Origin of the sequence: Brachybacterium paraconglomeratum (assembly GCF_003994255.1) — a bacterium.
Lineage (GTDB): Bacteria > Actinomycetota > Actinomycetes > Actinomycetales > Dermabacteraceae > Brachybacterium > Brachybacterium conglomeratum.
In genome coordinates this window covers 204069-221564 of the sequence record NZ_ML133856.1, presented here as the reverse complement: position 1 = coordinate 221564, position 17496 = coordinate 204069, and the positions used below count along the sequence as shown (strand labels likewise).

Below are 17496 nucleotides of genomic sequence, written 5' to 3'. Positions count from 1 at the left end.
CAACGGCCGGCTCGAGCACCTCCGCGGCTCCGCACTGGGCTTCCGCAACCTCGTCCACTACATCGCTCGCAGCCTCCTCGAAGCCGGCGGCTTCAGACCCCTCCTACACCCTTAAATGCGAAGAGCCGGATATCGCTCTCGTCCCGCGAACGCGGCCGGCAGGCGTGCTCCCCCGTCAAGCGAGCCGGAATCGCTACCACGTTGCTGTCAAACCACTCCGCAGGACACGATGGTGTCGCCGAAAATGAGCTCTGACCAGTGGGCCCGGAGGGGATCGAACCCTCGACCCGCGGATTAAAAGTCCGTCAGGGCGTGGTTAACCGACCAGGATCTAGCAGGTCAGAGCGACCGCACAGCCGGAGCGAGGTCGGCGGACGCCATCGCGTTGCTGTCAGCGTTGCTGTCAAACGAATCAACTTTGCCAGCAAGAGCAAAGCACCCACCTCAGCATCGAGCTTGGAGCCACAACAATCACGGGGCCAAGGAATCGTAGTCTGGCGACTCCCACGCCTCTGCTGTATACAATGACGGATTCGCTCGCACCTGGTCAGCGATGGCAGAAACATAACTCAACCTGCTTGAGACATACTCATCAAAACCATCGATTGAGACAAAGTCAATCTCAAACAGTCCCTTGAGGTTCAAGCTATCAAGCTCCCTCCTAGCAGAGAACCACTTGCACTCCGAAACGGTCGGCACTTCCGAGGTGGCGTCAACGACAAGCAGTGGAGCCGAGGTTACCACCACCGGAAAAGTTATGTCATAATGAATCCAGGAATGCGGATCTCGACTGATGCCTGCTGTGCTCACGCGCTGCTCACGGATACCTCGATGCGCATGAGTGACAGCCTTCGCGAGCGGCAAAACAAGCCCATTAAATATCCCGGCATTGTCGGCTTCCCACGTCTTCGACCGTTGCTCTAGTTTTGTGACCTGACTAGCGCGAAACCCGTCATCGCCGAATCTCCTATCTATGTCCACGAGGCGAAGCGCACGCCAGCTCGGCACCATCGAGTAGGAGCCCTCACCTCGACTAAACGGAAGCTCTCTAATCGATAAGCCATGCCGCTTTATGGCAGCTCCCGCCTGCCAGGGTGGCAGGTGTTGGCCAATCGCCGCAAATGGGGTTTTCGACTGCTTACATTCGACCAGAAACTTGGCGGCCACAGCCAATCTTCTTTTGTCATCTCGAAGAAGTTGTCGGAATCCGAAAACATCCAGCTCTCGACTTTTTGATCTGTCGTCCAGATCTTCAAATGCCCAGCTAGCTCGTGGATGGCAATTGGCAGCATCGAGGATCCTGTACGCACGCTGCTCCAAGAGCCATCCTGCGCGCTCGACCGCGTCAAGCAGTTCGGAATCTGAAGGCTTGTTCATACTCCGATTCTATGACGGAGATGTCCGATAGGGGCGCCGGAAGGGCGCAACTCGGGCCTTGGAGGGCTTGGCACTTAAAGCACCTGCCCCCGGATCCGGCAGCCGGCGCCAGCGGGGCAGAGCAGCGGCGCAACGAGTCCCGCAGCGGAGCGAGGACACGAGGACGCCCGCTGCTCGGCGCCGCGCGGTGGCGCAGCCGCCGCCTTGAGAGAGTAGGGAAAGTTCTCACAGGTGCACCTGAAGCTCGCCGTCCGGCTCCGCTCCGAGGCCCACCGATGCGGCGCGACGACTCAACTGCGTACCGTCGGAACAGTCCAACGTGCACACCCTCCTGAGCGGTCAGGGAGTCAGAGCCAGCGCCGCGAACCACGACGGTGACATGGGTCGCGATCCGCCGACGATCTAGACGAGGGCCGCTGCTCCTTGTAGGCTAGCCGTAGCTCATCGACCATGCGTTGAAGGAGTATCCAGGGCCGTCCACCACGTGGGCGGCCCTAGCTATGTGCGGACCAATAGTCCTCGCACTCACTCTTGAACTTTTCTCGGCGCCGACGCCTGTCGACATGGTAGGCAGTGACCAGCATCGCGTAAGTCGAACGCTGATCGACCATCACAACGAATCCGTAATCGCCGGTGGCGAGGATATACCGCGGATTCTGCAGTCTCCTACCACTCACCCACCAATGTAGGGAACCATCACCCTTGCCTGGGTAGATTGAATTAAACTCATTAATCATTGGGCGAATCCAATGAATACGGCGACAGCGATTAAAATCTACGAGACGAGCTTCCTCGTCGCCGTCCCCAGCTGACACACAGTGCCAGAATATTGCGTGACGGCCCTCAACTTCAGGCTGCCTTCGGCACGAAACCTCGCCTCCATTAGGCATCCAGCGAGCACGGCTACTAATCAAATCTCGAACAAACACGTCATAGACGGCGTCGACGTATTCTCTAGAAGACACTTGAAGATCTTCGAAGGATGCCGATAGGCTCAATTGTAGCGCCATCACACCCCTCCCCTGGAGCGCCACACAAAGACGTTGAACTTAGGTTCACTCGGGAGGGTCGACTGGGTCAGAATCTTGCCTGACCTCTGCTTCACTCTCTCCACAAGTGCCGTCTTCGCTGCACTCTGCCCTAGCAGTCCCCTATTTGCATAGTTTGTCGCGCCGATAAGCATGTCGGCCAGCTGCAGTTGATTTACGTGGTGCGACTCCACGATTTGGACCCGCCGAACGAGGCGACGGTCAAAATCGTAGGCACTGTTCGCCAGGACACTATGCAGCTTGTCGACCTTGACTCCGCTACGAGTGTCCTTTTTGTCAAGATAGATATTCACAGGCGCCTCCGAAGACAGATTATTCCGAAGGAGATAGAACATCATTTTGTAGTACCAGTCGTCGTGGGATTGGTTAAACGCCTGGTGGTTCAGACCACCCTTCGGTGCCACGACTGCACGAAAGGTCAAGTCGTCATCATCGAAGAAATAGTCAACGAGATCCATATAGAACGACAGCTGGCCAGGCGAGACCTTTGACCATTTCACCTCAAACGAATGAGGCAGGCCATGCTTCTTTCGGATGTCGAACATGCGCGCCGATACTTCTCGCGCCTTGTCCTGCTTGCACGCGATCGCGCCGAGCACCATGAACGGCATTCCATCGTTCGGAAGATGGGTACTTTCATCACAGTAAATATTTACGGAGGATGTCATCGCGTCGCGCCCTATCAGATACTGGCTGGCTGGAACTCAATCTGCACGATTGTCATTTATCGACTCAATCTTGGTAGTAATGTGAGAATCTAAAGTCTCAAGTAGCCGGCTGTTCGGCAAAGACTCTTAGTCGCTTCGCGGCCTCGTACAGTCGGCAGGGGTGACCCGTCAACCTTCCGTCGAATTCTAGTCCGGCACGTCGAAAGTGTAGTTCCACTGGAACCGGCTCGCACGGTGCAGGCCGATGGCGTACTCGATGGGGACGCCGCTGCCGTCGTACGTGCGCCGACGCATCTCGACGACCGGTTCACCGATGCCCATCTCGAGCGACTGAGCCTCGTCGCCGTCAGGCAAACGTGCATGCAGCCTCTCGTTGATGGTGTGCGGTTCGTGCCCTAGATCAGTCAGCACCCTGAACGCCCCCCCGCGCCCTGCCGGCCCCTGCTCCTCGCTCATGAGCAGTGTGCCCCTGGCGATGCGGTACGGGTAGTAGCTAACCAGAGTGTGCGTGACGGTGCCTCGAGAGTCTCGGATGACCCGCGCTCTCCGCACAACATCTTCCCCCTCGTCGATCTCAAGCCGCCCAGCCATCTCCTCGGTAGCTGGCTCAATGGAGATCTCGGTGGACTGCGCCGCCGGCTGCCACCCGCGCTCGTCAAGGTAGGGCGCTCCGTCCTCGTCGCCTGTAGGACTCTCCCATCGGCGTCGCGAGTAGCGGTCCATCCCCACCTTGCGCAGCGGGATCTGAGGGAGCACGACCGTGCCCTGACTGCGCCTCGACTGCACGAGCCCCTCGCGCTCGAGCAGCTTCAGCGCAGCAGACACGGTGTTGACGTTGACGTCGAACTCAGTTGCCAGCTCCGACTGTCGGGGCAGCACAGTGCCCTCGGCGTACTGCCCATCGCGCACGCGAGCACGCAGCTCTTCGGCGATCTGCACGAACTTGGCGACCATACGAACCTCACCTAGGGATAACTGGGACCTCGATCCTATCCCTAGTTGACAGCGGGCCGTCGGCATGCCAGTCTCGAATCGGTAGTTATCACTAGGGATAACTACCACCACCTCTCAACCACTAGGAGTAGACATGGCAGTCCAGACTCGGTTCCCCGTCCAGATGGAGGACGTTTTCCCCCAGGGTGCGTACATGATCGGCGAGGTCATGGCCGCCGATGACTTCGACAGGAAGAGGGCCGGCGAGGTCGACCCTCAGCTGCGAGACAAGATCTCGGGCCAGCGTGTCTGGCAGGTCCGGGTGCTCGATCCCGACCCGGAGAGCCGGAAGGGACAGGCCGAGGTGACCGTGAAGGTCTCCTCCGACCATCAGCCGGTGCCGCCCAAGGGCCCGACCACCGGCCCCTTCCGCGCCGTCGCTTTTGAGGGGCTCACCCTCACGCCGTACGTCGACACCAACGGGAACTTCCCGAAGATCGCGTACTCGCTGAGGGCGACGGGCTTCGCCGAGGCCAAGGCCTCCGCCCGCACCTCAAGCACCGAGGCGGCGTGATCATGGAGCGGAAGGCGATGCGTCTGCTCAACGTCGCAGCGGTCGGGATCCTGCTCTGGCAGGTCATCCCGCTCGGCTGGCAGCTGGCGTTCGGGGGTGCGTGAGCGATGCACACCGCCTCCCTCGCCTTCCGCTTCGGCCTCGCCGAGCTGCGATGGATCACCGCTGGCCTGTGGGGCCACGTGCGATGGTTCCATCGGTTCTGGTTCGTCGTCGTGATGTTCACCTGGCTCGCGGCCGACCTGCTCGAGAGCTGGAAGCCCTTCGCCATCGTCGGAGCGATCGCGCTGTACTTCGCGCTCTGGGCCCGGTTTTACCCCGAGTCCTACTACCGAGCCATCTCTCGCCCTCTCTGGCGCCGGGAACTCTGGCTGGATCTGATCGAGACCTGGCCGCTGCTCATGGAGGAGTGCGGGCTCACCTCGGTCGTGATCGACCGGGCGGGAGAGAAGCACCTGCGCGTTCCCTCGATCGACAGCAAGCACTGGCGTCACAACGAGCTCGTTCTCGCTCCCGGGCTTCTCACCGGACAGACTGTCGAGGACTTTCAGGCGGTCGCTGATCGCCTGCGGACCACTGTGGGCGCGACGCACATCCGGGTGACCGGAGACCTCTCCCCCACGCTCAGCTTCACCTTCGGCGATGCCCTCGCCGAGACCGTGAACCGTGGCCTCCCCGATGCTGGAGAGCCGTGGGATGGCCACTCGGTGTGGATGGGCGTCGACACGACGGACGATGACTGGTGGCTCCGCATCGCGGGTACCCACACCCTGGTCGCCGGCTCCTCCGGGTCCGGCAAGGCATCGCTCGTCTGGGGCGTCACCATCGGCCTCGGTCCCGCCATCGCTCGAGGTGAAGCACAGGTCCACGGGATCGACCTCAAGGGCGGCGTGGAACTGGGCATGGGCAAGAGCCTGTTCACCCGCTACGCCGTGACACCTGCAGAAGCTGTGGTGGTCCTCGAGGACGCCGTCGAGGCGATGAGCGCTCGCCTCGAACGAATGGCCGGCAACACCCGCCAGCACACCGCAAGTACCGATGAGCCGCTGGTCGTCGTCCTGATCGATGAGGTCGCCGCGCTCACGTCGTACATCGAGGACCGCGATCTCAAGAACCGCGCCCGCACCGCGATGTCGCTGCTCTGCTCCCAGGGCCGCGCCGTCGGCTACACCGTGGTCGCCTGCCTCCAGGATCCTCGGAAGGAGACGATCCCCAACCGCGGACTGTTCACCCAGATGGTCGGGCTTCGACTGCGGGACCGTGAGGAGACCTCGATGGTCCTCGGCGACGGCGCTATCGCCTCCGGGGCTCTCTGCCACAAGATCCCGCTCTCCTCACCGGGCATCGGCTATGTGGTTCCCGAGGACGGCTCCGAACCGGTCCGCGTGCGCGCCGCCTTCGTCGATGACGACCTGATCCGGGCTGCGGCCGAGCGGTTCCCCGCTCCGTCGACGATCCCCGTGGTACTCCCGGAGCCGACGGAGAAGCCGCGCAGCTCTCGGGCACGCACCCGGACCAAGCCCGACACGGAAGGAACGGCATCGTGAGCGCCAGCGATCTCTACTCCCTCGACGTGGAAGAGCCCACCGCCCTGACCCGGATGCTCTCCGACGGCTTCGAGGACTGGTCCAAGCAGGCCGCCTCGACGGGCTTCTGCTCCCGCCCCGTCCGCCTCTTCGGACAGGCACGCACCTTCGATCGCAGGTCCGGACAGCACCTGAGCACCTTCGACAGTCGCAACCTGCCCGACAGAGTCCTCTACGTCCGCTGCGGCAATCGCCGTGCCTCCCGCTGCCCCTCGTGCTCCCACGAGTACCAGGGCGACATGTGGCACCTCCTCTCCGCAGGCGTCTCCGGCGGAGACAAGGGGGTCCCGGAGAGTGTTTCCACGCACCCGCTGGTGTTCCTCACGCTGACCGCCCCCTCGTTCGGTGCTGTGCACTCCTCGACTCGGCCCGGTGCCCAGCCTCGGCCGTGCACCGTCAACGCGGCGCCGGGACTGTGCGAGCACGGGCGCCCTCGTCGATGCACGGAGCACCACGACGCCGACGATTCTCGGGTCGGTCAGGCGCTGTGCCCGGACTGCTATGACTACGAGGGCCAGGCGGTCTGGCAGTGGCACTGCCCCGAACTGTGGAGGCGGTTCACGATCCGCCTGCGCCGCCTCGTCGCCGCGCACCTCGGCATGAGCGAGAAGGCCTCGAGAGACCTCCTCCGCGTTCAGTTCGCCAAGGTCGGCGAGTATCAGAAGCGCGGCGCAATCCACCTGCACGCGCTCGTGCGACTCGACGGTGCGCCGACAGATGAGGACAGCTTCCCCTCCCCCGCCCTCGACGTCCCTGCTTCGTGGCTCGCCGAGCGCTGCCTGGAGGCCGCGCGTGACATCGAGGTCGATGCTCCTCCGGTCGATGCCTCCGACACCGCCCGGGTGCTCCGCCTCGGTCGCCAGGCCGATGCCCGACCCGTCCAGCGCCACTCCGACGATGGTGGCGACGTCTCCCCCGAGATGGTGTCGGCCTACCTCGCCAAGTACGCCACGAAGGCCGCCGGAGATGTCGCCGATGAAGGCACGCCGAACCGCCACCTGAAACGGCTGCGCGAGACCTGCCTCGAGCTGTGCGGTCGTGCGCTCCTCAGCGACGGCTTCTCCAGCCCCTACGCACTGCTCGGAAAATGGTCCGACGCCCTCGGCTTCCGCGGACATTTCGCCAGCAAGTCCCGGCGGTTCTCGACCACCCTCGGCACGCTCCGCGATGCACGGCGCAAGTACCACCGCGATCGCGAACAGCTTGAGGCACACACAGACCATGCGTCGACGGACGATCTCGTCGACGCCGCCGAGCACATCGTCGTGCTCAACGAGTTCCGCTTCGTCGGACAGGGCTGGCTCACCCCCGGTGATGCCGAACTCGCCCGCTCCGCCGCTGACGCAGCACGCGAGTGGAAGGACGCCCGACGTGCTGCACGCCAACCCCACGAGAAAGGAAAGAACCATGGACAAGCTCTGCTTCACCGCTGAGGAGGTCGCTGATCGGCTCAGCGTCTCCAAGACCCGGGTGTACGACCTGATGCGCTGCGGCGAGCTGCCCAGCGTCAAGCTCGGCCGCTCCCGACTGATCAAGGCCGCCGATCTTCTCGCGTACGTCGAGAACCTCGAGCCGGCCCCCGTCGTGGCATGAGCCGCTCGAACGGAGAGGGCAGCGTCTACCGTCGCCAGGACGGTCGGTGGACAGGTGCCGCCTACGTCCTCACCCCTGAGGGCACGCGCAAGCGCAAGGCCGTCTATGGGAAGACGCGGAAGGAGGCCTATGACAAGCTCACCGCGCTTCAGGAGAAGTCTCGAGCCGGCATCGCCGCCACTCCGGGCCGGCTGACGCTCAAGGCGTTCCTCGAGACCTGGATGCGCGACGTGCAGGAGGCGCGACTGAGCCCTGCGACCTACCAGACCTACGAAGGGTACATCCGCAATCACCTGGTCCCCGTGCTGGGGGCGAAGCGGCTCGGCCAGCTCACAGCGGCGGATGTCCGCGCGTTCCTCGCGATCAAGGCTCGCGAAGGGAAGAGCCCTGCCACCGTCAAGCAGATGCACGCCATCCTGCGGTCGGCGCTTCAGCACGCGATGCGCGAGGATCTGGTGCCCCGCAATGTCGCAAAGCTCGTCGTGGTGCCCACGCCTCCGAAGCAGGACGTCGCGCCGCTGACACCCGATGAAGCACGCACCCTCCTGAAGACAGCGCAGGGGACAATCTGGGAAGCTCTGTGGACGCTGTACGTGGGTCTCGGCCTCCGTCGCGGCGAGGCACTGGGACTGCGCTGGGAAGACATCGACCTCGAGAACGGCTACCTCAACGTCGTCCAGTCCCTCCAACGGTCGCGGGGCGAGCTGCGGCTGAAGAGCCCGAAGACCGACACCTCCCGGCGTCGAGTCGTGCTCCCCGGATTCTGTATCGACGCACTCATCCGGCACCGCACCTCCGAGCGAGAGAAGCTTGCTTCGCTCGGGCTGTCCATTGACCAGGCGACACTCGCGTTCACCTCCCAGGCCGGCACCGCGATCGAGCCCCGCAACGTGAACCGCGCCTTCGAGACGCTGCTGAAGAAGGCCAAGCTGCGCCGGGTCAAACTGCACGACCTACGCCACACCTGCGCCTCGCTGCTGCTCGCGGAAGGCGTCGCACCGCGCGTGGTCATGGAGCTCCTGGGGCACTCCGCCATCGCGGTCACGATGAACACCTACTCGCACGTGATCCCGGCCCTCCAGGACGAGTCCGCGAAGCGCATGGACGCACTCTTCGGAGTCGAAAATACGAAACTACGAGAGACCGAGAAGACGGAAACCTGAAAGTACGAATACATAGTTCGCCTTGCGTTCTTGAGAAAATCCACCTACGTTTTCACCGACTGAACAGACGAGGAGAATCACCATGCGACACCCGCTCGTTCCATCCCTCGAGGTTCTCGGGGCCATCTCCGTGAACGACCTGTCCGCGCACTCGTTCTTCGGGAGCAACCCGGAGAGTGAGCAACACGTCGCACCGCACACCTCCTCGTACCTGTCGGGCTCAGCCTCCTCGCTAACGGAACAGATCCTGTACGTCGACCGGATGCCGAGGCGGCGTCACACTGACGACTGCCAGATTGCGGTGGGTTACATCGCCGCGTGGCGCTCCCTGGAGGGCGCGTCTCAGGGGGTCTTCTTCCAGAAGGTCGACGAAGCTCGGGAGTTCATCCGTCTCACCCGCAGAGGCATCCACACTCGCGGATCGTTCATCTTCCGCGCTGCGTCCATCACCAAGTTCAACGCGGACACCGGCACGGACGAGCACTCCCTCGTCGTCGATGCTCAGCTTCGCAATGAACGGTCCGACGGCACGCCCGAGTGGAGCACCCCCTGGCATGTCGACCCCGTCTCCCGCACATAGAACCTGAGGAGGTTCCCCTTGGACCCCATCGAACGCGCCGAAGCCATCGCGCACCGCGCCCATACCGGGCAGACCGACAAATCAGGCCTGAACTACATCGACCATCCCCGTCGCGTCGCGGAGCGCGCAGCGCTCATCGCTCCGGCCGATCTTCGGACCGAATGCATCGCGGCAGCCTGGCTCCATGACGTCGTCGAGGACACCCCCGTGACTCTCGAGGATCTGCGCGAGCAGGGATTCCCTCAGCACGTCCTCGAGGCGGTGGACCGGCTGACGAAGAAGCCCGACCTCGCACGAGCCGACTACTTCGCGGCCATCCGCGCCCATGCGGTGGCTCGAGTTGTGAAGACCGCAGACCTCATCGACAACACCGATCCGGAGCGCGCCGCGCTGCTCGACGAGCCGACGGGGAACCGTCTCGCGGAGAAGTACGCAGAATCCTGGGCGCTGCTGCTCGGCGACGCCTGACGATGGTCGACTTCTACCTCGTCTTCCACGAGCACCACCCCGACGAGAACGGCATCATCGTCGCTGATGACGGAGTGTCGGAGTACGCGTACCTGGCGAACACCGGACTGTGGCATCGGGAGCCGATCGCAGGGACCGTCGCCCTCTTCGGCGACGAGCACTACGACCGCGTCCGCATCGGACCTGAGGACGTGTACGAACGCATCGGTCAATGTCGACCGATCTGGAACCAGGGCTTCGGGGCGAAGGTGCTTCGCTCACGACGACTCCAGGCCGATGTCGAGAAGCGGACTAGCTTCGACCTCGGTCTCGATTCTGCGCGAGTCCCTCCCCTCGCCGACGATGCGTGGCGCCGCCTCCCGCTGGTCGATGACGACCCCTCTCCGGAGCAGGTGAGCGTCGCCGACATCTGGGAGCAGGAGTCCGAAGGCCTCGAATGGTCCGACTGCGGCCATCGCCCGCTCACCGTCGAGCTGCTGATGGCAATCGCCGAAGAAGTCGTCGCGGTACCGGTGCCACACCACCTCAGACACAGCGACCTCGCCGCCATCCTCAAGGAGCTTTGGGGCCTGCGGACGGTCTGCCACTACTTCCGGATGGCGCTCGAGACAGCCGCACTTCGAGTCAACGTGACCGTCGACGCGAGCTACGAGCTACCCGCCGCCCTGGCCATCGCCAAGGACTTCAGCGACCACTGGGACGGATGCCCGGACGAAGAGTGAGCCAAGATGAGGGACGATCGCGATGGGTGCTGACAGCGTCAGGACGTTCTTCACCGCCGACACCCACTTCGGCCACCGCCTGATGGCGCTCCATCGCGGACATGCCCCCGGCGCGGATACTCGGGACGACGTCACCCTCGAGCAGGTTCACGCTCACGACGAGGACATCGTCGCCTCATGGAACAGCGTGGTGAGCGCTGAGGACGTCGTCTGGCACCTCGGCGATCTCACCCTCAAGCACACCACCGAGATCGGAGACATCTTCCGGCGCCTCAACGGTCGCATCCGCCTCGTCCTGGGGAACCACGACCGAGCACACCCCCACTTTCGCGAACGGGCCATCACTGCTCAGCAAGAGCTGCTGCGCAACCGGATCGAATACGTCTGCACGGCAGCGCGGGTCACGGTTCCGGGAGGAAACTCGGGCCGGATCCCGGTGATGCTCTCCCACTTCCCCTACAGAACAGCCGGCCAGGTGGACCACCGATTCATCGCATGGCAACTCGAGGCTTGCGGCGAATGGCTGCTCCACGGGCACACCCACTCGCACGCGGCGGTGCACGCCGAGCTCACTCGACAGATTCATGTGGGATGGGACGCCTGGCGGAGGCCGGTCAGCGAGGCCGAGATACTCCATCTCATGCGAGGCAGCTAGAGTTCTTGACGCCCGATCAAGTACAGATCATGCGATGCCTAGGGCATGTCTCTTGAATCTTGGTTCAGGCGATGCAGGCGGCGAGGACGATGGCGGAGCGGTGCGTGAGGGCGAGCTTGACATAGCGGGTGGCCACTCCTCGCCACTGCTTCGCCAGTGCGAAGGAGCGCTCGGCGACGTTGCGGCCCTTGTAAGCGACAGCATCGAACCCGAGCGGTCTGCGACCACTGGAGCCCTTGCGCTGGCGGTCTGCGATCTATCAACATCGCACCATCGTTGCGCTACCTGCCCGCGACGACCACAGCCAGCGGACTCCCGTTCCCATCGACCAAAAGGATGAGGTGCGTCTGAGCTATTTTGCCTTGCGGATCCACCATAGTGCTCGTAGTCTTCCTGAGTAACGGAGGGGCACAATCTATTGGAGGCGCGTTTCGCCGGGCCCGAAAGATCGGTCGATCTTTATTTACTGCGGGCACATGGCGACACTTGCTTGACTTGATCGCGCCGCCTCCAGTGTGGCACCACCAGTGAGCGATAGCCTGCTTGAGGAGAATAATGAACTCTGACCGTAAGACCCCCCGAGAGCAGCCGAGGGCTTGGTACGCCACATTCGCCACCACAACGTATCCAATAGCCCTTTTACTACTGGTCGTCGCGCTGTTGCTGGAATCCAACTGGCGTCCCGACGGCATTCCTAGATTTATGGCCCTCGGCGACAGGATTGCCGGACCAGGCTTCTGGTCCTCCTGGCTACTTGTTCCGTTCGGAGTTTTGTTTGCGTACGGTATTTGGATTGCGTTTAGAGGTCGGTTCTCTTGGGGGCGCGGCAACTCCGGACGCGCCGTTGCTTTGTTGACGGTGGTCGGCATCGGGTACGTCCTCCTCGTGGGATCTACGGTTATGCTTCAGCCGTTCCGCTCGGAGGTTATTGCCGTCGGAGAGCCGAGTGCCTCCGGATGTCAGATATACTCCACGCGGCGGGAGGTTCTCAGTGGCGTTGGAGGTGAGCTGCTGCTACTCCCGGCAGGGAACCGATTCCTCACCGAAACCGGCGAGAGGTGGGCTTCACGCGGGGGGCCAGAGTTTAACCTGAACCAATACCTGGAAGTTTCGTGGGACGCACACGCGCTGAACCTGAGGGACGTATCAGGGGATGACCCAAACATGTTCTACTATCGCGGTGCGGAGCGCATTACCTGCTAGACTATTCGGCTTTCCGCTCTAGGGCATGTCTCTTAAATCTTGGTCCAGGTGAAGCAGGCGGCGAGGACGATGGCGGAGCGGCGTGTAAGGGAGAGCTTGTCATAGCGGGTGGCCACCCCTCGCCGCCGCTTCGCCAGCGCGAAGGAGCGCTCGACGACGTTGCGGCCCTTGTAAGCGACAGCATCGAACCCGAGCGGTCTGCCACCTCTGGAGCCCTGGCGCTGGCGGCCTGCGATCTCGTCCCGCTTCCACGGGATCACTCCAGTGATCCAGCGACGGGCGAGGTGGCTGCAGTTGATCCTCGATGTGTCGGCACGGTCAGCGAGGACCCCGTCAGGGCGAGTGCGGGGCTGACCTCGGCCCGGGCGAGGAACTCCGATCTCGGCCAGCACCTCGATCAACATCGCACCATCGTTGCACTACCTGCCCGTGACGACCCCAGCCAGCGGCCCCCGTTCCCAGCGACCACGGCATGGGTCTTCGTCGTCAACCCGCCTCGCGACCGCCTAATACCGTGACCCGCAGGTTCACGCGCACCGCCCAGAGGGCTGTGGACGAAGCCCTCACCGCGAGGTCTGTGAGTCGCTCCGGCCCCCGGGTCCTGCTCGGAACGGGTCATGTTGCTCGCGTGCCGATGCGCATGCGTGATCGTCGCGTCGACCGGAACGTCCCAGGGGACCTTCCCGGCCGCATCGGCCGTGGCGAGGAGCTCATGCTGGACGTGATCCCATGTGCAGTTAGCGGCGTAGCGGCGATGCCGCTTCCAGACCGTCTTCCACGGCCCGAACCGCTCTCGCGGAAGATCGCACCACGGGTTCCCGGTGCGGTACCAGTAGATGATGCCCCCGACGATCTGTGACTATCCCGGTAAGGACGCCCCCGCCGACCATCGCTCGAAGGCAGACACCACTGGATCTGCTCCCACTGCCGATCAGACAGGGCCGCGAACCTCGACTCACTGACCCCGACATCTTCCCGCGAGCCTCGCCCACCATTAAGGAGACTCGCCCTAGCGGCCACCTGCCCCGGAGTGCGTGGACGCTGTGAGTGCCGCGTGACCGTAGGGTCCGACCGAAGCTCACCGGTTGCTATCGAGTAGCTCCGCACTGCGAATGCGTATGCGAGCATGCTGTGCATGTACCACACCGGGCCTCGCCAGCAGGGCGCATCGCCGAGCCCTGCGCTTGCTCTGAGATCCTGGCGAGTGAGCTTCTGGATCATGCTCGCGGGGTCGGCCGTGGGGCCGGTGGTCGGGTGGTTCTGGATCTTTGCGGCGTACTCGAGCCAGCACAACGGCACCGACGCCGACTTCTCTAACACTGGCGGCATGGGCTGGTCCTTCGGTGTCGTGCCTGTCCTCTTTGTGGGAGCGGTCTATCATCTCGCGCTGCTGCCGGTAGGCTTCAAGGCATACCGCACAAACGGCCTGTTGCTGGTGCTGATTGCCACCTGCTTGTCAGCGGGGCTGTACGGGTTCCAGATCATCCCGACGGCGATGGCCTCGGGTGGACCGGAGAGCTTCGTTCCGTAGCGCTGACGCCCCGTTGCGGGCAGCTCAGTTGCCCCTCGACGACAAGGTGACCGGCCAAGGGGAGATCCCTGCCCCATCTCCGCACCTCGTGTTACAGCGTTGTCACGGTTCTGACATCTCAATTGGACTCATCCTGCGGCCAGTTAGATTGCCCCGTATCGACTAGAGGTGGGGGATCTTTGTGTCAGGGCATCGCAAGCAGTCTTCGAGAGAGTCAGGTGGGGTCGCCGCAGCTCGAGTGAAGTGGCCAGCGCTGACCGTGCTTGCCGCCGTCGCGGCAGTCATCTGCATCATCGTTGCTTTCGCCGTCGTCTCCGGCGCGGGAAACAAAACGTCGGCTGGCTCTCCCCAGTCGGCTCCGGCCGAACCGGTGCCGTCTGACGGGGATCCGACTGGGTCGTTGGAGCTGCAGCCATTCGACGAAAGCGGCGAGCGGGTTGGCGACACCGAGCTGAACCCTGCGCCTGCACCAGGCGCGGACGCACCCCCGGACCCGCTGGACAGCTCGGCCAGAGAGCGCTCAGAGTACTTCGTACTCCCGGAGCGCTTCACCGCGCAGTGGCCGACTGAGCTGGAGACCTGGACCAAGACAGACACGGCGGACCGAGGCTTCGAGAGAACACATGCGACCACTCTCTCGCTGGATCCCGGTCCCGGGGTGCTCCCGGCCGAGATGGACGGGGCCCTGCTCGTAGAGGCAGGCACGGACTTTGTCGGTGACGAATCCGATTTCCGAGACGCCATGATCAATGGTGAGGATGAGTTTTACGAGGTTACCGAAGTCGAGGTGGGTGGGGCTCCCGCAGCACTGAGCTCACCCCGAGATCGGGTTGGCCCGGTTCGTGTTGACGCCGCCGTCAATGGGGAACTCATTTCCGTCGTCACCATCCGCTTGCAGACAGAGGACGGTGAAGTTGTGGGACTCACAGACGAGGAAATCGTGACAGTCGCTAACGAGTACGTCGATGCGCTATATGGCGGAGCAAAGTAGGCCACAACGTCCGTAGGTGGTTTTCACTGTTCTCGCGGTCGTCTTGATCTTCGCCTTCAGACACATGGCTCACCATCGTGGACATGCTCCCGGGAGCGCACGCCCGGGACGACCTCGCCTTTGAGTAGGTCCGCTCCCATGACGACGACGTCTACACCTCGTGGGAAGAGCGTAGTGCGGGTTGGAGGCGCCGTGTGTCACCTCCAGGGCCTCACTCTCAAACACGCCACCGGGGTGGCAGACACCCTTCGCCGCCTCAACGGGCGCATCTGCCGCGTCCTCGGGAACAGGACCGCCGTGGCTACTCCGATTATCGGCAAGCTGTTTGAGGGATGGTCAGCACAAGCGCGCTACCTCGCGATCACTGCCGTTCTCAGTCGCTTGCTATGCGTGGCGGCCCTACTCGCTCGCGACCGCCGACTATCGCCGGCGCGATAGACGTTAGCTGCAGGGGCGCACCGTGAACTCATCAACGATGCTCACAGGGGCCCCTGCGGGATCCGGGGGTCAGGGACCAAAGCGACGGGTACGCCAGACACCATGAAGGCGACCGCGATGGTGCCCGCCACGAGACCCAATATTGCCCACGTTCTCCCGTTGTACCGGCGGCGCAGACTGACCACGCCGAGCCAAAGGGCGAGAATCGCGCAGATCAGCCCTGGAATGAACGGGATCAGCAAGAGGCTGTCCGCCGTCCCATGCCCGTTGAACACATAGAACGAGTACAGCTCTTGCCGCGCCAGCTGCGCCCAGACCGTAAGTGCGACGCCGAGACCTCCTGCGGTGGTTGACATGATGCCGAGGATGTCGAGCTTCCGCGAATCGATCGAGATGGTGATGGTCATCCATCCAGGCTATCCGAGTGCAATCTGAAGCTTGCGCCATAAACGGTCCGTTTCGACCCGGCTGCTGTCATGCCCGTCCAGCGCAGCACGCACAGCCGCGTTGCTGTCAAAGCTGCTGTCAACCCCGCCCCGGAGACTTTCCCCTAGGGGAAACTTCTCCGACCTGACCTGCCGTGGGCCCGGAGGGGATCGAACCCTCGACCCGCGGATTAAAAGTCCGATGCTCTGCCGACTGAGCTACAGGCCCGTGCCCGCTGAACGGGCGCACCCATCCTACCGGCGTGCACCCGCATCGGCGTCCGGGCGTCCGGGCGTTGTGCCTCGTGCGGGCATCGCGTCGGCCGCAGCATCGACGGCCGAGTCGACGACGGGGTCGACGGGCTGCGCGACCGCGGCGCCGGCCGCCCCGGCCGATGCCGCCGCGGCCTTCCGCGCCGGGAATGCGTACAGGAACCCGGTCACGGGCCGCAGCAGCACCGCGAGCACGCAGACGCCGATGGTCACCGCGTAGTACAGCGCGAACGTCCCCGGACCGGCGGGCAGGTCGCTGTGCCGGCCGAGGAGCTCGATCACCGGCAGGTGCACCAGATACGGGACGATCGAGTTGCGGCCCAGCCACTCCACGGGGCGCAGCGCGCGCAGCCGCGGTAGACGTTGGAGGACGCCCACCACCCCCACGACGGCCAGCAGCACCACGACCTGGGTGAGCACGGGCACCTGCGGCTCCGCGTCGAAACGGGCGGCGTGCAGCGCCCAGGCCGCCGCGACGGCGAGCGCGGGGACCGTCACCGCCCAGGGCACCGGCCGGCGGGCGAGCATCGGTCGCAGCGCGGCGCCGGCGAAGAAGAACACCGCGTAGAACACGAACTTGTCCGGGCGCGGCCCGACCAAGTCGTGCGCGGTCCCGAGCAGCGGCAGCGCCGTCCACGCCACCACCGAGGCGAGCGCCACCCAGCCGGGATGGATCCGCCTCGTGACCAGCCCGATCACGTAGTAGCAGAACAGCGCGGCGAGGAACCAGGTGTACATCCCGTTCAGCCACCACAGCGGCTCGTCGGCGTGGCCCCAGCCGAGGATCGGCAGCATCACCGCGGACCACAGCAGCCACGGCCACAGCAGCCCGCGCAGCTTCCCGGCGAGGAAGCGGCCGGGCGGGCGGCGCAGCGAACGGGCCAGCAGCAGACCCGAGGCGAACAGCAGCGCCGGCATCCGGAAGGGGGCGAGCGCCTCGGACAGCTCGACCATCGTCCAGGGCGTGCCGCCGTCCCAGATCTGCTGGACCAGGCGCAGGTGGTGCGCGATCACCAGCAGGATCGCCGTGCCCCGCAGGAGATCCATCCAGTGCTCACGGGTGGGCTCGCCCGTCGGCGCCGCGGCGCTCGTCGCGCGCGCAGGGCCCGTAGCGGTCGCAGGGCTCGAGAGGGCCCTCGTCCCCGTCGCAGGGCTCGCGGTGCTGCTGGTACTGCTCGTCATCGCGGACGAGGCTACGAGCGCGCCGCGCCGAGAGCGTGCACGTCCTCGGCGCGGCGCGTGAAGACTCTGTGCCCATCGGGGCGGG

At 64.1% G+C, this 17496-nt stretch carries 17 protein-coding genes, 1 tRNA gene and 2 pseudogenes; 12 read left to right on the top strand and 8 right to left on the bottom strand.

Annotation, left to right across the window (positions count from 1 at the left end; genetic code table 11):
- Positions 1-471 precede the first annotated feature (471 nt).
- The 3 genes from DS079_RS11360 to DS079_RS11350 all read right to left on the bottom strand — a co-directional run bounded on the left by DS079_RS11360 (position 472) and on the right by DS079_RS11350 (position 4048).
- Positions 472-1377, bottom strand: a complete 906-nt coding sequence (locus DS079_RS11360; RefSeq protein ID WP_126987769.1) for a hypothetical protein — start codon at positions 1375-1377, stop codon at positions 472-474.
- A gap of 1009 nt (positions 1378-2386) precedes the next feature.
- A complete protein-coding gene (locus DS079_RS11355; protein WP_126987766.1) occupies positions 2387-3094 on the bottom strand; it encodes a DUF3800 domain-containing protein in 708 nt (235 codons plus the stop codon).
- Between the two features lie 186 nt (positions 3095-3280).
- A complete protein-coding gene (locus DS079_RS11350) occupies positions 3281-4048 on the bottom strand; it encodes a GntR family transcriptional regulator (protein ID WP_164736218.1) in 768 nt (255 codons plus the stop codon).
- A gap of 133 nt (positions 4049-4181) precedes the next feature.
- Between DS079_RS11350 and DS079_RS11345 the strand changes: the two genes are divergently transcribed.
- The 9 genes from DS079_RS11345 (at position 4182) to DS079_RS11310 (ending at position 11368) form a co-directional block, all read left to right on the top strand.
- Positions 4182-4601 (top strand): plasmid replication, integration and excision activator, encoded by a 420-nt coding sequence (locus DS079_RS11345; RefSeq protein ID WP_126987760.1) that lies wholly within the window; start codon positions 4182-4184, stop codon positions 4599-4601.
- 107 nt (positions 4602-4708) lie between these two features.
- The gene (locus DS079_RS11340) at positions 4709-6148 is read left to right on the top strand and encodes a hypothetical protein (protein WP_126987757.1); all 1440 of its coding nucleotides are present in this window, start codon (positions 4709-4711) and stop codon (positions 6146-6148) included.
- Positions 6149-6201: 53 nt separating this feature from the next.
- Positions 6202-7620 carry a replication initiator gene (locus tag DS079_RS17140; protein WP_309298673.1) on the top strand — a complete coding sequence of 473 codons (1419 nt, stop codon included), beginning with the start codon at positions 6202-6204 and terminating at the stop codon, positions 7618-7620.
- Positions 7595-7780 carry a helix-turn-helix domain-containing protein gene (locus tag DS079_RS17135; protein WP_053917083.1) on the top strand — a complete coding sequence of 62 codons (186 nt, stop codon included), beginning with the start codon at positions 7595-7597 and terminating at the stop codon, positions 7778-7780. The genes DS079_RS17140 and DS079_RS17135 overlap by 26 nt, the downstream gene beginning before the upstream one ends.
- Complete coding sequence (locus DS079_RS11330; RefSeq protein WP_126987752.1) at positions 7777-8943, top strand: tyrosine-type recombinase/integrase; 1167 nt, start codon at positions 7777-7779, stop codon at positions 8941-8943. The genes DS079_RS17135 and DS079_RS11330 overlap by 4 nt, the downstream gene beginning before the upstream one ends.
- Before the next feature lie 82 nt (positions 8944-9025).
- Positions 9026-9523 carry a hypothetical protein gene (locus DS079_RS11325; protein WP_126987749.1) on the top strand — a complete coding sequence of 166 codons (498 nt, stop codon included), beginning with the start codon at positions 9026-9028 and terminating at the stop codon, positions 9521-9523.
- Positions 9524-9541: 18 nt separating this feature from the next.
- Positions 9542-9991 (top strand): HD domain-containing protein, encoded by a 450-nt coding sequence (locus DS079_RS11320; RefSeq protein ID WP_126987747.1) that lies wholly within the window; start codon positions 9542-9544, stop codon positions 9989-9991.
- A gap of 2 nt (positions 9992-9993) precedes the next feature.
- On the top strand, positions 9994-10713 hold the full coding sequence (locus DS079_RS11315) for a hypothetical protein (RefSeq protein WP_126987744.1): 720 nt from the start codon (positions 9994-9996) through the stop codon (positions 10711-10713).
- A 22-nt stretch (positions 10714-10735) separates the two neighbouring features.
- The gene (locus tag DS079_RS11310) at positions 10736-11368 is read left to right on the top strand and encodes a metallophosphoesterase family protein (protein WP_126987741.1); all 633 of its coding nucleotides are present in this window, start codon (positions 10736-10738) and stop codon (positions 11366-11368) included.
- Between the two features lie 64 nt (positions 11369-11432).
- Here the strand turns inward: DS079_RS11310 and DS079_RS11305 are convergent.
- Positions 11433-11624, bottom strand: a pseudogene (locus DS079_RS11305) (IS5/IS1182 family transposase); the annotation flags it as partial.
- 299 nt (positions 11625-11923) lie between these two features.
- On the opposite strand from DS079_RS11305, the gene DS079_RS11300 reads away from it, so the two are divergent.
- Positions 11924-12571 carry a hypothetical protein gene (locus DS079_RS11300; RefSeq protein WP_126987739.1) on the top strand — a complete coding sequence of 216 codons (648 nt, stop codon included), beginning with the start codon at positions 11924-11926 and terminating at the stop codon, positions 12569-12571.
- A 32-nt stretch (positions 12572-12603) separates the two neighbouring features.
- Here DS079_RS11300 and DS079_RS11295 read toward each other — a convergent pair.
- Positions 12604-13510: pseudogene (locus DS079_RS11295) on the bottom strand (IS5 family transposase).
- Positions 13511-13775: 265 nt separating this feature from the next.
- On the opposite strand from DS079_RS11295, the gene DS079_RS11290 reads away from it, so the two are divergent.
- The gene (locus tag DS079_RS11290; RefSeq protein WP_126987736.1) at positions 13776-14102 is read left to right on the top strand and encodes a hypothetical protein; all 327 of its coding nucleotides are present in this window, start codon (positions 13776-13778) and stop codon (positions 14100-14102) included.
- Between the two features lie 238 nt (positions 14103-14340).
- On the top strand, positions 14341-15093 hold the full coding sequence (locus DS079_RS11285) for a hypothetical protein (RefSeq protein WP_126987733.1): 753 nt from the start codon (positions 14341-14343) through the stop codon (positions 15091-15093).
- Between the two features lie 479 nt (positions 15094-15572).
- Here DS079_RS11285 and DS079_RS11280 read toward each other — a convergent pair whose 3' ends face one another.
- The 3 genes from DS079_RS11280 to DS079_RS11270 form a co-directional block, all read right to left on the bottom strand.
- Positions 15573-15938 carry a hypothetical protein gene (locus DS079_RS11280; protein WP_126987730.1) on the bottom strand — a complete coding sequence of 122 codons (366 nt, stop codon included), beginning with the start codon at positions 15936-15938 and terminating at the stop codon, positions 15573-15575.
- A 174-nt stretch (positions 15939-16112) separates the two neighbouring features.
- A tRNA-Lys gene (locus tag DS079_RS11275) sits at positions 16113-16185 on the bottom strand.
- Positions 16186-16211: 26 nt separating this feature from the next.
- Positions 16212-17411 (bottom strand): acyltransferase family protein, encoded by a 1200-nt coding sequence (locus DS079_RS11270; RefSeq protein WP_164736216.1) that lies wholly within the window; start codon positions 17409-17411, stop codon positions 16212-16214.
- Positions 17412-17496: the final 85 nt, after the last annotated feature.